Origin of the sequence: Streptomyces sp. NPDC088812 (assembly GCF_044750285.1) — a bacterium.
Taxonomy (GTDB): Bacteria; Actinomycetota; Actinomycetes; order Streptomycetales; family Streptomycetaceae; genus Streptomyces.
In genome coordinates this window covers 85263-98134 of sequence record NZ_JBIVJP010000026.1, presented here as the reverse complement: position 1 = coordinate 98134, position 12872 = coordinate 85263, and the positions used below count along the sequence as shown (strand labels likewise).

General features: G+C 74.2%; 11 protein-coding genes. 3 read left to right on the top strand and 8 right to left on the bottom strand.

What is annotated here, in order from left to right; translation table 11 throughout:
• On the bottom strand, positions 1-447 hold the full coding sequence (locus tag ACIP67_RS35985) for an Lrp/AsnC family transcriptional regulator (protein WP_401697552.1): 447 nt from the start codon (positions 445-447) through the stop codon (positions 1-3).
• A 159-nt stretch (positions 448-606) separates the two neighbouring features.
• On the opposite strand from ACIP67_RS35985, the gene ACIP67_RS35980 reads away from it, so the two are divergent.
• Positions 607-1104, top strand: coding sequence for a rhodanese-like domain-containing protein (locus ACIP67_RS35980; protein WP_401697551.1), 498 nt, complete (start codon positions 607-609; stop codon positions 1102-1104).
• Positions 1105-1196: 92 nt separating this feature from the next.
• On the opposite strand, the gene ACIP67_RS35975 is transcribed toward ACIP67_RS35980, so the two are convergent.
• The 4 genes from ACIP67_RS35975 to ACIP67_RS35960 form a co-directional block, all read right to left on the bottom strand.
• Positions 1197-2888 carry a DUF885 domain-containing protein gene (locus ACIP67_RS35975; RefSeq protein WP_401697550.1) on the bottom strand — a complete coding sequence of 564 codons (1692 nt, stop codon included), beginning with the start codon at positions 2886-2888 and terminating at the stop codon, positions 1197-1199.
• 201 nt (positions 2889-3089) lie between these two features.
• Positions 3090-4505, bottom strand: a complete 1416-nt coding sequence (locus ACIP67_RS35970) for a GNAT family N-acetyltransferase (protein ID WP_401697549.1) — start codon at positions 4503-4505, stop codon at positions 3090-3092.
• Positions 4506-4696: 191 nt separating this feature from the next.
• Entirely contained in the window at positions 4697-6271 is a 1575-nt protein-coding gene (locus ACIP67_RS35965; protein WP_401697548.1) for an alkaline phosphatase D family protein, read from the bottom strand.
• A gap of 153 nt (positions 6272-6424) precedes the next feature.
• On the bottom strand, positions 6425-7255 hold the full coding sequence (locus tag ACIP67_RS35960) for an alpha/beta fold hydrolase (protein ID WP_401697546.1): 831 nt from the start codon (positions 7253-7255) through the stop codon (positions 6425-6427).
• Between the two features lie 135 nt (positions 7256-7390).
• Between ACIP67_RS35960 and ACIP67_RS35955 the strand changes: the two genes are divergently transcribed.
• Together ACIP67_RS35955 and ACIP67_RS35950 are read left to right on the top strand one after the other, a co-directional pair.
• The gene (locus ACIP67_RS35955) at positions 7391-8272 is read left to right on the top strand and encodes an RNA polymerase sigma-70 factor (protein WP_401697545.1); all 882 of its coding nucleotides are present in this window, start codon (positions 7391-7393) and stop codon (positions 8270-8272) included.
• A 287-nt stretch (positions 8273-8559) separates the two neighbouring features.
• On the top strand, positions 8560-9321 hold the full coding sequence (locus tag ACIP67_RS35950; RefSeq protein ID WP_401697543.1) for a GntR family transcriptional regulator: 762 nt from the start codon (positions 8560-8562) through the stop codon (positions 9319-9321).
• A 288-nt stretch (positions 9322-9609) separates the two neighbouring features.
• Here the strand turns inward: ACIP67_RS35950 and ACIP67_RS35945 are convergent, their stop codons facing one another.
• The 3 genes from ACIP67_RS35945 to ACIP67_RS35935 form a co-directional block, all read right to left on the bottom strand.
• The gene (locus ACIP67_RS35945) at positions 9610-10782 is read right to left on the bottom strand and encodes an ROK family transcriptional regulator (RefSeq protein ID WP_401697542.1); all 1173 of its coding nucleotides are present in this window, start codon (positions 10780-10782) and stop codon (positions 9610-9612) included.
• Positions 10783-10881: 99 nt separating this feature from the next.
• Entirely contained in the window at positions 10882-11544 is a 663-nt protein-coding gene (locus tag ACIP67_RS35940; RefSeq protein WP_401697540.1) for a response regulator, read from the bottom strand.
• 96 nt (positions 11545-11640) lie between these two features.
• The gene (locus tag ACIP67_RS35935; RefSeq protein ID WP_401697539.1) at positions 11641-12837 is read right to left on the bottom strand and encodes a sensor histidine kinase; all 1197 of its coding nucleotides are present in this window, start codon (positions 12835-12837) and stop codon (positions 11641-11643) included.
• Between the last annotated feature and the right edge of the window lie 35 nt (positions 12838-12872).

Sequence of the window (12872 nt, the reverse complement as noted above, 5' to 3'; positions counted from 1 at the left end):
TCAAGGAGCGAGCGGGCGCCGGGGGAGCGGTGAGGAGTAGACGACGCTGGTGGTCACCGACCCCAGCGTGCCGATCCGGCCCGACACCTCCTCCAGGTGCCGCATCGAGCGGGCGGCGACCTTGATGACGAAGCAGTCGTCGCCGGTGACGTGGTGCGCCTCCAGGATCTCCGGGGTGACGGCCACCAGGTCGTGGAACGGCTTGTAGTTGCCGGTGGGGTAGCGCAGCCGGACGAACGCCAGGATCGGCAGCCCCAGCCGCTCCGGGTCCACGACGGCCGCGTAGCCCTGGATGACGCCCGCCTCCTCCAGGCGCCGCACCCGCTCGGTGACGGCGCTCGCCGACATCGACACGGCACGCGCCAGGTCGGCGAAACTGGCCCGGCCCTCCCGCTGGAGGACGTCGAGGATGTGCCGGTCGGTGGCGTCCGGGGAATACGCGGTCATGGCCGAGGAATAGCAGGGAAATCCCCGGCCGGGCAAGGTGCCGGCCGGGGAACTGCCCTTCAGCGTGAGGATGGACGGCCGTAGATTTCCGGTCATCGGGAACCAGTCAGCACCCCGACCAGTCTCCAAGCAGTCAGCACCACCGCGAAAGGCCCTGCGATGACCGCCCTCAGCGCCACCCCCGCCGTCACCCCCGCCCACCCCGTCCTGCGGGTGGCTCCCGCGGCCCCGGCCGAGGCCGCCGCCTACTTCCGGGCGAGCCTGGTCTTCCATGCGGACGTCTCCGACGTGGCCGCCGCGCTCGCGGCCGGCGGCGACCCCGGCTTCGTGGTCCTGGACTCCCGCTCCACCGCGTCCTGGGACCAGGGGCACGTTCCCGGCGCGGTCCACCTGCCCACCGCGCTCATACCCGAGCAGGCGGAACAGCTCCTCGACAAGGACGTCCCGGTCGTGACGTACTGCTGGGGACCCGGCTGCAACGGCGCGACCCGTGCCGCCCTCGCGCTCGCCGAACTCGGCTACCGCGTCAAGGAGATGCTCGGCGGCTTCGAGTACTGGGTGCGTGAGGGCTTCGAGTTCGAGACCTGGCAGGGCCGGGAGCGGCGCGACGCCGATCCGCTGACCGCGCCGGTGGACGCCGGGGACTGCGGCTGCTGAGGCCGCGCGGAGAGAGGGCCCCGCGGCTGCTGCTGAGGCGCGCGGAGTCAGGGCCCCGCGGGAGGCCCCGCCCCCTCTCCGCGCGCCGTGGGTCACAGCCGTGCCAGCTCGTCCACCAGGTCGTCCAGCCCCAGCGACCCCTGCGAGAGGGCCGCCATGTGCCAGGACTTCAGGTCGAAGGCGTCGCCGTGCCGCTCGCGGGCCCTCTCCCGGCCCAGCAGCCAGGCCCGTTCGCCGAGCTTGTAGCCGATGGCCTGGCCGGGGATGCTCAGGTAGCGGGTCAGTTCGCTCGCCACGAAGTCCGCCGGACGGCTGCTGTGCGCGCCGAAGAACTCCTCGGCGAGCTCCGGGGTCCAGCGCTCACCCGGGTGGAAGGGGGAGTCCGCCGGGATCTCCAGCTCCAGGTGCATGCCGACGTCGACGATGACCCGCACCGCGCGCATCATCTGCGCGTCCAGGTAGCCCAGCCGCTGCTCGGCGTCGGTGAGGAAGCCGAGCTCGTCCATCAGCCGCTCCGCGTACAGCGCCCAGCCCTCGGCGTTGGCGCTCACCATGCCGACCGTGGCCTGGTAGCGGGAGAGGTCCCCGGCCACGTGCACCCACTGCGCGAGCTGGAGGTGATGGCCGGGGACGCCCTCGTGGTACCACGTGGAGACGAGGTCGTAGACGGGGAAGCGGGTCAGGCCCATCGTCGGCAGCCAGGTGCGGCCCGGGCGGGAGAAGTCCTCCGACGGGGACGTGTAGTACGGGGCCGCCGCGCTGCCGGGCGGGGCGATGCGCGACTCCACCTTCCGCACCCGCTCGGCGAGTTCGAAGTGGGTGCCGTCCAGCGCGTCGATCGCCTGGTCCATCAGGCCCTGGAGCCAGTCGCGGACCTCGTCGACGCCCTCGATGTGCTTGCCGTGCTCGTCGAGGTGCGCGAGCGCCGTCCACGGCGTCTCGGCGCCCGGCAGGACCTTCTCCGCCTCCCGCCTCATCTCGGCGAGGATGCGGTGGTACTCGGACCAGCCGTACGCGTACGCCTCGTCGAGGTCGAGGTCGGTGCCGTTGAAGTAGCGGGACCAGCGCGCGTAGCGCTCGCGGCCCACGGTGTCCGGCGCGGCCTCCACGGTCGGCGCGTACACATCACGCACCCAGTCCCGCAGGGCGACGATCGCCGCGGTGGCCGCCCGGGCCGCCTCGTCCAGCTCCGTGCGCAGCGCGTCGGGCCCGTCGGCGGCGAAGGTCTCGAACCAGCCGCGGCCCGAGCCGTCCGGGTCCGCCCACTCGGTGAGCTGGCCGATGAACGTGGCGGTCGGCCGCGGCGCCGCGTACAGCTTGCGCTCCAGGCCGAGCGCCAGGGACTCGCGGTAGCCGGCCAGCGCCGCCGGCACCGCGCGCAGCCGCTCGGCGATCGCCGCCCAGTCCTCGTCGGTCTGTGTCGGCGTCACGGTGAACACCTCGCGCACGTGGTGCGCCGGGGTGGACATGTTGCCGACCGAGCGCAGGCCCTCCTCGGCGTCGTGCACGGCGAGTTCGGCGGTGAGCCGCTCGCGCAGCAGCCGTCCGCAGCGGCGCTCGACGTCCTGGTCCGCGCCGGGCCGCCGTTCCGCCTCGTCGAGCCGGGCCAGCGTGTCCCGGGCGAGCCGGGCGAGGGCCTCCTGGCCCGCGGGTGAGAAGTCGGGCAGACGGCTCGAGCTCTCCTTCACGCCGAGATAGGTACCGGTGACCGGGTCGAGGGCGATGAGCTCGTCGACGTAGGCGTCGGCGACCTCGCGGGGCAGCGGGGTGTGGGTCTGCGACATGCGCACCATCCTCGTACGCGGGGAGGCGCGCGTCACGGCGTTTGCTCCGACGCGGCGGGCGGCAGCATCCGCCGAGGCCCCTGATGCGGGACGGCCCGGCGCCGAAGGACGCCGGGCGGTCCGCGGGTGACCGGGCGGTCCGCGGGTGACCGGGGTGACCGGGCCGTCCGCGGGTGACCGGGGTGACCGGGGTGACCGGGGTCAGTCGCGGACGGTCCGTTCCCCGGACCCCTCCAGCGACAGCTCCGCACCGCTCCCGGCCGGCAGGTTCAGCCGGGCGGTGATGACGAGGGTGCCCTCCTCGATCTGGTAGTCGAGGGGCAGGCCGAGGCCGCGCATGGCGGCGACCATGCCGGTGTTGGAGGACTGCGTCACGGCGTAGACGCTCTCGCAGCCCGCCTCGACGGCCATCGCCACCAGCCGGCCGAGCAGTTCGCCGCCGATGCCGCGCCGCTGCCACTGGTCCTCGACGAGCAGCGCCACCTCCGTCTCGTCGCCGTCCCACAGGAGGTGCCCGAGGCCGACGACGCGCCCGGACGGCGTCTGCACCGCGAGGGTGCGGCCGAAACGGGGGCTGAGCAGGTGGTCGAGGTAGCGGTCGGCGTCGCCGACCGGCCCGTGGTAGCGCATGCCGAGCGTGCGCGCCGAGCAGCGCTCGTGCATCGCCTTCGCCGCCTCCAGGTCACCGAGGTCCGCCCGGCGCACGGTGATGTCGTCGCCCTCCGGCAGCGTCAGCACGTCGTGTCCGCGCGGGACGCGCGGGCCCAGGCGGGCGTCCAGTTCCACCAGTGCCCGCGCCCGCGCGAACTCGGTCGGGGTGAACGGCAGGTACGGCCGCTCCACGGTGATCACTCCGCCTTCCGGCGCCCGCAGACGCATCACGGTGTCCTCCAGGACCCCTTCCACGGGCACGCCGTCCGGCCGCCGCTCAGCGCCGCGCGCCGTGGCGGGCAGCGAACGGATCGTGCACCGGCCGAGCAACTGGCGTAGCGCGAGCGGGAGTTCCGCCGCGTCCAGGGCCGTACGGGTGGCGAGGCCCAGCACCCTGGTCGGGGCGTCCACCAGGTCGTGGGCGTCGGCCCGCTCGATCCAGGTGTCCGCGCCGCCCGCCCGTGCCACGGCCCGGGTGATGTCGGCGCCCGCCAGCGCGCCGGGGGCGCGCAGCAGGAACTCGTCGACGGTGTCCTCGCCCAGCGGGTGCGTCTGCAGGCTGAGGATGTCCACCCGGTGCTCGGCCAGCGCCGCGCACAGCGCGGCCAGCGACCCCGGCTCGTCCTTCACCGTCGTCCGCATCCGCCACAGGGCGCTCTCCCCGGCGGCCCGGCCGGGGAGCCCGGACGGCCCGGCCTGGCCCTCGGGGGAGGGCGGCCGGGCATCGGTATCACTCGTGGGAGGTGCGTGACCGTGGCGGCGTGACCACCAGATGTGGAACCCCGCCGTGGCGATCAGCGCGGCGGCGGAGAGGACCAGCAGTCCGGGGCCGTCGGGGCCGTGCCCCACGAGGTTCGCGACGACGTCGGCCACCGCGACCGCCGTGAAGAGCGCGGCGAGCTCGACCGCGTCCCGCCGCCAGTGGTGCACCGGGCGCCCGTGTTTGTGGCGCGTCACATCAGACATGTCTCGACTCATGCGGCCACTGTGAAGGAGTGGTGTTGCGTGATCGCGAACGCTGTGTGACTGATGGGTAAAGGGAGCATATGTCCGGTTTGTTGATTCTTCTACGGCTGTGGAGCCGCAGGTCGTACGGGACCGCGCCGCGCACCGGGGGATGACGCCGATGCGCGGAGCGCCCTTACAGAGTACGGGAGTTACTGACCGACTCGGCCCGGCTGGAGCACCTTGGTGAACAGCACGGTGCCGTCCTGCTCGCGCAGCCGGACCGTCAGCTCCCCGCTGTCGCCGTCGATGTCGACCTCGCCGAAGAACTGGTAGCCCTCCGCGGGGGAGACGTTGGACGCGGTGGGGGCCTTGACGAAGACGCGGTCCGGGCCGAACGTGCCGTCCAGCGCGCTCGCCGGGAAGGCGCCCGCGTTGAGCGGCCCGGAGACGAACTCCCAGAACGGCGCGAAGTCCTGGAATGCGGCCCGGGACGGGTCGTAGTGCTGGGCCGAGGTGTGGTGGACGTCGGCGGTCAGCCACACCGTGCCGGTGATCCGCCGGTGTTTGACGAACCGCAGCAGTTCGGCGATCTGGAGCTCACGGCCGAGGGGTGCGCCCGGGTCGCCCTGCGCCACCGCCTCGAAGTTGGCGGCCCCGTCGGTGCCGTCCGCCACCACCAGGCCGATCGGCATGTCCGAGGCGATCACCTTCCACACGGCCCGGGAGCGGGACAGCTCGCGCTTGAGCCACTCCAGCTGCTCACGGCCGAGGATGCCCTGCGCGTCGGTGGTCTGGTCGTCCGCCGAGTTCGCGTTCCGGTGGGTGCGCATGTCCAGGACGAAGACGTCCAGCAGCGGTCCGTGGTGCTGCACCCGGTAGATCCGGCCGTCGGGGCGGCGCAGTGTCGAGAGCGGGAAGTACTCCGAGAACGCCTGCCGGGCCCGCGCGGCGAGCACGTCGACGTTCTTCTCGGTGTACCGGGTGTCGGTGAAGATCTCGCCCGGGAACCAGTTGTTGGTGACCTCGTGGTCGTCCCACTGGATGATCGAGGGGATCCGGGCGTTGAAGGCCCGCAGCTTCTCGTCCAGCAGGTTGTAGCGGAAGTTGCCGCGGAACTCCGCCAGGGTCTCGGCGACCTTCGCCTTCTCCTCGGTGGTGACGTTCCGCCAGGTCCGCCCGTCGGGCAGGGTGACCGTCTCGGTGAGCGGGCCGTCGGCGTAGATGTTGTCGCCGCTGCACAGGAAGAAGTCCGGGTCGAGGGCGGCCATCGCGTCGTAGATCCGGTAACCGCCGATCTCCGGGTTGATGCCCCAGCCCTGCCCGGCCAGGTCGCCGGACCAGACGAACCGCACGCCGTCGCGCCGCGTGTCGGACGCGGTCCGGAACGTGCCGGTCACCGGCTCGCCGGTGCGGCGCGGATCGTCCGGGTCGGCGAGCAGCACGCGGTAGTGGACCTGCTCGCCGGCCGGCAGCCCGCGCAACTGCGTCGTGCCGGTGAAGTCGGTGCCCGCGCCGAGCAGCGGACCGTGGAAGCGGCGCGCGTCGCGGAACGACTCCGTGGCGGCCGTCTCCACGATCATCCGCGCGGGACGGTCGGAGCGTACCCACACCAGTCCGGTGTGTGCGGACACGTCCCCGGTCTGCACACCCCATTTCGCCGCGGGCCGCCCGGACAGGGCGAGGGCGGGCGCCGCCCCGGCGGCGACGGGAAGGGTCAGCGCCGCGGACGCGGCCAACGAGCCCCGCAGAACACTGCGGCGCCCGGGGAGCGGACTGAACGACATGGAGGGGCCTCCTGGGACGGTACCGGCCGGTGTGCACCGTCACACCTACTGGTACGCCGCAGCGCACACGGAAACCGCAGGTGAACAACTGGGCGCGACGTCCAGGGGCCGTCCGGCCGTCATCCGGAGCGGCGAACGGCGGCCCGGCCCGTCTCAGCGGCTGCCGTCGAGGACCACGCGGGCGACGAGGGCCGGGTCGTCGTTCATCGGGACGTGGCCGCAGCCGGGCAGGCGGACCAGGCGGGCCTTGGGGATGATCCGCTTGGCGCGGACCCCCTGGCGGCGTACGAGCACCAGGTCCCGGGTGCCCCAGGCGACGGTGACGGGTGTTCCGGCAAGGTCGTCGGTGAACCTCACGGTCGCACCGGCCCGCAGGGTCTGGTCGAAGCCGGTGGCCCGCGCCAGCGCGAGCGTCTCGGCGACCACCGCCTCGGGCGAACGGCGGGCCGGGCGGGCGTAGATGGTGCTGGTGAGGGCCGTGCGGCCGGCCGCGGTGCGGGAGAGGCGCTCGACGAGGGGCAGCGGCAGCCGCTGGGCGATCCTCCGCATGGCGAGCAGCACGCCGAAGGCGTAGCGGCGCTCGGCCTCCGACCAGAACCCGGCCGGGGACAGTGCGGTGACGGACCGTACCCGCTGCTCGCGGGCCAGTTCCAGGGCCAGCAGACCGCCCAGCGAGTTGCCCGCCACGTCGGGGCGTTCGAGCCCCAGCGCCGCGCAGAAGGCCGCGAGTACCGCGGTGGTCGTGGGCAGGTCGTGGGTGAGCCCGTCGGGCAGGGCCGGGGACGCGCCGAAGCCGGGCAGGTCGACGGCGATCACGTCCCGCTCGATGGCCAGGATGTCCACCACCGGGTCCCATGCCTGCCGGTGGTGCCCGATGCCGTGCAGCAGGAGCAGCGGCTCGCCCCGCCCCACGCGCGCGTACGAGATGGTGACGGGCGTCGGACCGTGGGGGGAGGGGACCGTGAAGGAGGCGGTGGCGGACATGGAGGCTCCTCGTGTCAACGGGCGGACGCCGGCCGGACGCGTACGTAGACAGCTTGTCAGCAACTGCTACCCGTGGGTAGCCCTTAGTGCGCGAACCGGCTGGACACCCGCCTGCCCGTCGGATGGGATGGCACCGTGACCGCAGAGACCGCCACCGACGTCTTCGAAGAGCACCGTCCGTTCCTCCTCGGCGTCGCCTACCGCATGCTCGGGCGGGTCGCCGACGCGGAGGACGTCGTCCAGGACGCCTGGCTGCGCTGGTCCGCCGCCGACCGCGGCGACGTGCGGGAACCCCGCGCCTACCTGGTGCGTGTCACCACCCGCCTCGCCCTCGACCGCCTCGCCCGCATCAAGACCCGCAACGAGGCCTACGTCGGCCCCTGGCTGCCCGAGCCGTACGTCACCGACTTCGGCGACACCGTCGAGGACACGGCCGAACGGGCCGTGCTCGCGGACTCCGTCTCCCTGGCCGTCCTCGTCGTCCTGGAGTCCCTGTCCCCGCTGGAGCGGGCGGTGTTCGTCCTGCGGGAGGCGTTCGGCTACCCGTACGCCGACATCGGCGCCGTCCTCGACCGGACCGAGTCCGCGGTGCGCCAGCTGGCCGGCCGCGCCCGCCGGCACGTCGAGGAGCGGCGGCCCCGCTACGAGGTCGACCCCGTCCAGCGCCGCGAGCTCACCGAACGGTTCCTCGCGGCCGCCGTGGAGGGGGACCTGGAGGGCCTGATGGCGCTGCTCGCGCCGGACGCCCGGCTCGTCGGCGACAGCGGCGGCAAGGCGAAGGCGCCGCTGCGCGTCCTGGAGAGCGCCGACCACGTCGGCAGGTTCCTCGTCGGCGTGGCGGGCAAGGGTCTCCCCGACGTGTCCCGCCGCTACCTGGAGGTCAACGGCGGCTTCGCCGTCCTGGTGCTGTCCGGCGGCAAGCCGGACACGCTCTTCCAGATCGACGTGGCCGAGGGCGGCATCCAGGCCGTCTACGTCATCCGCAACCCCGACAAGCTGCGCGCCCTGGCGGACTGACCGACGGTGCGACCGCGTCCCGGGCCCGCCCCCGGCCCCGGCCACGGCCCCCGTTCCCCGGACGGGGGCCTCGCCGTTCCGTCACCCGCGCGCGGCGCCACCCGCACACCGCTCCGTACGAACGCCGTGTGAACGCCGTGCTGCGGGGGCCTGTCGGCGCCCCGAGGCGTCGAGGATTGGTCTTGACCAAGGGTGGGGGCCGTCCTATGGTCGCAGAGAAGTACAACAACCTTTAATAAACAAGGGCGCGAAAACGCCGCCGGACCACGGTGATTGCGGAGGACAGGGTGGGGACCACGCAACTGGAATCGGTAGCGGAACCGAAGTACTGGCATCTGAGGACCGTGCTCACCGAGGCACTGGACTCCGAGTTCACCGTGGGCGAGATCCTCCCCAACGAGCGTGAGCTCGCCGCCCGCTTCGGCGTCGCCCGCGCCACGCTCCGGCAGGCGCTGGAGCAGCTGGAGCTGGAGGGCCGGCTCCAGCGTCGCCGCGGCGTCGGCACCACCGTCGCGCCGCCCCGCGTGGGCGTCGACGTAGGCGTGGAGCGGCAGGCCTGGCCGGGCGCCGGCGACGACGCCTGGCAGCCCGTCGACTGCGCGGTCGCGGCCCCGCCGGCCGCCGTCGCCGACGCCTTGGACACCGGCCGCGACACCCCCGTGCACATCGTGCGCCGCTCGCGGGTCTCGCACGGCCAGCCCGTCGCCGCCGAACTTCTCTACGTGCCGCACTCGTCGGTGCCCGACCTCACCGGCATCGACGCCCCGTCCGGGGCGGCACGCGCGCGTGCGGTGCTGCGCGAGCTGCAGAGCCTGGCGCTGGCGGGGCAGGACCGCGCCGTGGAACTGGGCTCGGCCCGCGCCGACGACGCCAAGGAACTCGACCGGCTGCCCGGCGCGCCGGTCCTGGTCGTCACCACCCGCTTCTTCACCGGGGGCCGCACCGCGGCGCTCTCCGTCGCCACCTACCGTGCCGACACCTGCCGGCTGACATTCGGCGCGTCGGGCGGCGTGGAGATCCACCCCGGCCCGCAGCACCAGGCGTCCTGACGACCGCGGCCCGGCCCGCCGGGCCCGCCGCGCGCCCCGCAGGTCGGGCTCGCCGTACGGCCGGCTCGCCGGGCTCGCCGTGAGGCCGGCTCGCCGGGCTCGCCGTGAGGCCCGTGCACAGGGCCCGCCCTACGGGCCGACCGTCCGGCCCGTGCGGCGGGCCCCGGCCGGCCCGCCCTGGACCGTTCCGCACCGCCCTGGACTGCCCTGGACTGCTCCCGAGCCTCCCGAATCACCCACCCCCGGACCGCCCCGGACCGCCCCGGCCCCCCCGCGGCGCCGCCCGTCTCACGGACGCTCCGCCGGCGAGCGCCCCGTCACCGTCCCCTCCACCGCGAAGAGCTGTTCCTCCACGTGGTCGAGGGCCAGCCGCAGCGCCCCCGTCGCCACGGCCGCCTCCCCGAGCAACGACAGGGCCACCCTCGGGGGCCGCAGGCAGTACCGTGCCAACTCCCGCCCCAGCGGCTCCAGTACGCCGTCCAGTCCGGCCGCCCAGCCGCCGACGACGACCAGCTCCGGGTCGAGGGCCAGGACCAGCGCGGCCACGTCGTGGACGAGCCGCTGGAGGAAGCGGTCCACGGCCGCCCGGGCTCGCTGGTCGCCCCGGCGGGCCTGGGCGAACACCTCGGCGACCGCCTGCTCGTCCAACGGGTGCAGCGGCTCGCCCGTCGTCGACAGCAGCGTCTCCGGCGTCACCTCACGGCCCAGCAGGTGTAGCGCGCCGATCTCCCCGGCCGCCCCGCCGTACCCCCGGTGCAGTCGCCCGCCGATCAGCGAGCCGGCGCCCGGGCTCAGCCCCGCCAGCACGAACACCACGTCGTCGGACTCGGTGGCGCAGCCCTTCCAGTGCTCGGCGACGGCCGCCGCGTTGGCGTCGTTCTCGACCAGCACCGGACACTTGAAGGAGCGGCTCAGCCGTTCGCCCAGCCGCAGCCCCGTCCACTGGGGCAGCGCGGTCCCCAGCCGTACCGTCCCGTCGGCCTCGACGATCCCGGGCGTGCCGACACCGACGGCCCGCAGGGAGCTGCGCGGGACGCCCGCCCGGCGCAGCAGCTCGGCGACCGCGGTCCGCAGCCGCTCCAGCCGCTCGTCCGCCGGGGCCGACTCGTCGACGTCCTTCGCCTGGGCGCCCAGCACCCGCCCGTCCAGGTCGGCCAGGAGCGCGGCCACCCGGTGCGCGCCGATCTCCAGACCCAGCAGATGACCGGCCTCCGCACGGAAGCGGAACCGCCGCGCCGGGCGCCCCTGGCGTCGGGCGGCACCCTCCTCGGCCGCCTTCTCGACGACGAGACCGGCACCGATGAGATCCTCGACGACCCCCTCGACGGTCGGCCGGGACAGACCGGTCACCCGGGTGATCTCCGTCAGCGTCGCGCAGTCGGCGGCACGCAACGCGTGCAGCACCACCGCGGAGTTGATCCTTCGCAGCAGCGAGGGATCCCCGCCGGTCAGCCGCCCCAACGTCCGTCCTCCCAGCTCGTGCGCGTGTGGGGCGGATCGTACTCGGCGCGGCGGACCCCGGCGAGTGCCGAACCCGCACCCGGGCCGGGGCGCCCCGGCTCAGCCCGCCGCCACGAACCCCGACTCGTACGCCGTGATCACCGCCTGGGTGCGGTCCCGCGCCCCGAGCTTGGCCAGCACCGCGCTCACATGGGACTTGACCGTCTCCACCCCGACGGCCAGCCGCGCGGCGATCTCCGCGTTGGACAGCCCCCGCGTCATCAGCCGCAGCACCTCCGCCTCCCGCTCGGTCAGCCGGGCCCGCGCCAGCACGTCCCGGGCCGCCCGGCTGCCGTGCCCGTCGCCGTACTCGGCGGCGAGCCGTCGGACCGACGCCGGGAACAGCAGCGACTCGCCCTCGGCGACCAGCCGCACCGCGTGCACGATCTCGGCCGGCCGGGCCCGCTTCAGCAGGAACCCGTCGGCGCCCGCGCGCAGCGCCTCGTACACGTACTCGTCGTTCTCGAACGTCGTCACCACGACGATCTTCGGAGGTTCCGCCACCGTCCGCAGCACCGTCCGCGTGGCCTCGATGCCGTCCATCAGCGGCATGCGGACGTCCATGGCGACCACGTCGGGCCGCAGGCTCCGCACCAGCGGGATCACCGCCGCCCCGTCGGCGGCCTCCCCCACGACCTCGATGTCGGGCTGCGCCTCCAGCACGGCGCGCAGACCCGCGCGGACCAGGGGTTCGTCGTCGACGAGCAGTACGGTCACCGGCATCCGGCCAGCGTAGATCAGGACTTGGCGTGCTCCGGCACCGCTACCGCCCCGTGAAGCGGCGGGGCCGTCGGTACGGGGGACGGGGGCCGGTGTCGATCAGCGCGAACGCGGGCGTATCGCGGCCGGAGCGATCGGGATCTCGGCCCGCACCCGCCACTCGTCCCCGTGCGGTCCGATCGAGGCCCGTCCGCCGAGCAGCGCGGTCCGCTCGCGCATGCCGCGCAGCCCGTCGCCCCGGCCCGGGCCGGGTATGCGGGTGGTCAGCGGATTGCGCACCTCCAGGCTGAGGACGTCGCCGCTGACCCCGACGCGGACCCGGACGGGGACGGCGCCCGCGTGCCGCAGGACGTTCGTCAGTGACTCCTGGAGGATGCGGTAGCCCTCGCGCGAGACCGGGCCCGGGACGGTGTCCAGCGGGCCGGTCAGGTCCGCGTCGACCTTCGCACCCGAGGCCCGGGCGGAGTCGAGGAGGCGGTCGGCGTGGGTGAGCGTCGGGCGGCTGCCGACCGGGCGCTCCGACTCGCGCAGAACGCCCAGGACGCGTTCCAGGTCCTCCAGGGCGGCGCGGCCGGTCTCCTCGATGGCGTCCAGGGCGCGGTCGGTGAAGGCGGGATCGCCCGCCGCCCGTGCCGCGCCCGCCTGGACGACGGCGACGGTCAGGGCGTGGCCGATCGAGTCGTGCAACTCGCGTGCGATGCGCGTCCGCTCCAGGAGCTGTTCGGTGCGCTCCTCCAGGGCGGCGAGCCGCTCCGCGGGCGAGGGGCCGAGGAGGCGCCGGGCGAGGACGGTGATCAGCCTGCCGGAGGCGACGACGACGGCGGCCAGCGCGATCAGCGGGAGCGGCGTGATCCAGGCGTACCACCAGTGGTGGCCTGGGACCTGGACGAACGTGGCGGGGTCGGGGCTGCCTCCCCGGGCGGTGCGCGCCAGGTCGTCGGTGAGCAGGGGGAGGTGGATGGTGAGGAAGGCCACCGTACAGCCCAGCAGCAGCCGGATCTCCAGCCACAGGACGGTGCGTGCGCGGTCGCCCCAGGTGGCGGACGGCGCGACGACGATCTCCGGGTGCCCGCCGTCGTGACGCCCGCCGAGCAGCAGCAGCCTGGCCTGGAGCCCCTCGACGGTCCGCAGCGCGGGCAGCAGTCCGGCGCAGCCGAGCAGGACGAACGCCGTGAGCGCCGCCCAGGACGGAGCGAAGACGTACCACCACATGGCCGGCCACACGACGGCCATGAACAGATGCAGCCACCGTGTGTACGTCACCGCCCGGACGAACGGGCGCAGCGAGCGGACCATCCCGTCATCGTGCCAGCCGCCACCGACAACGGACC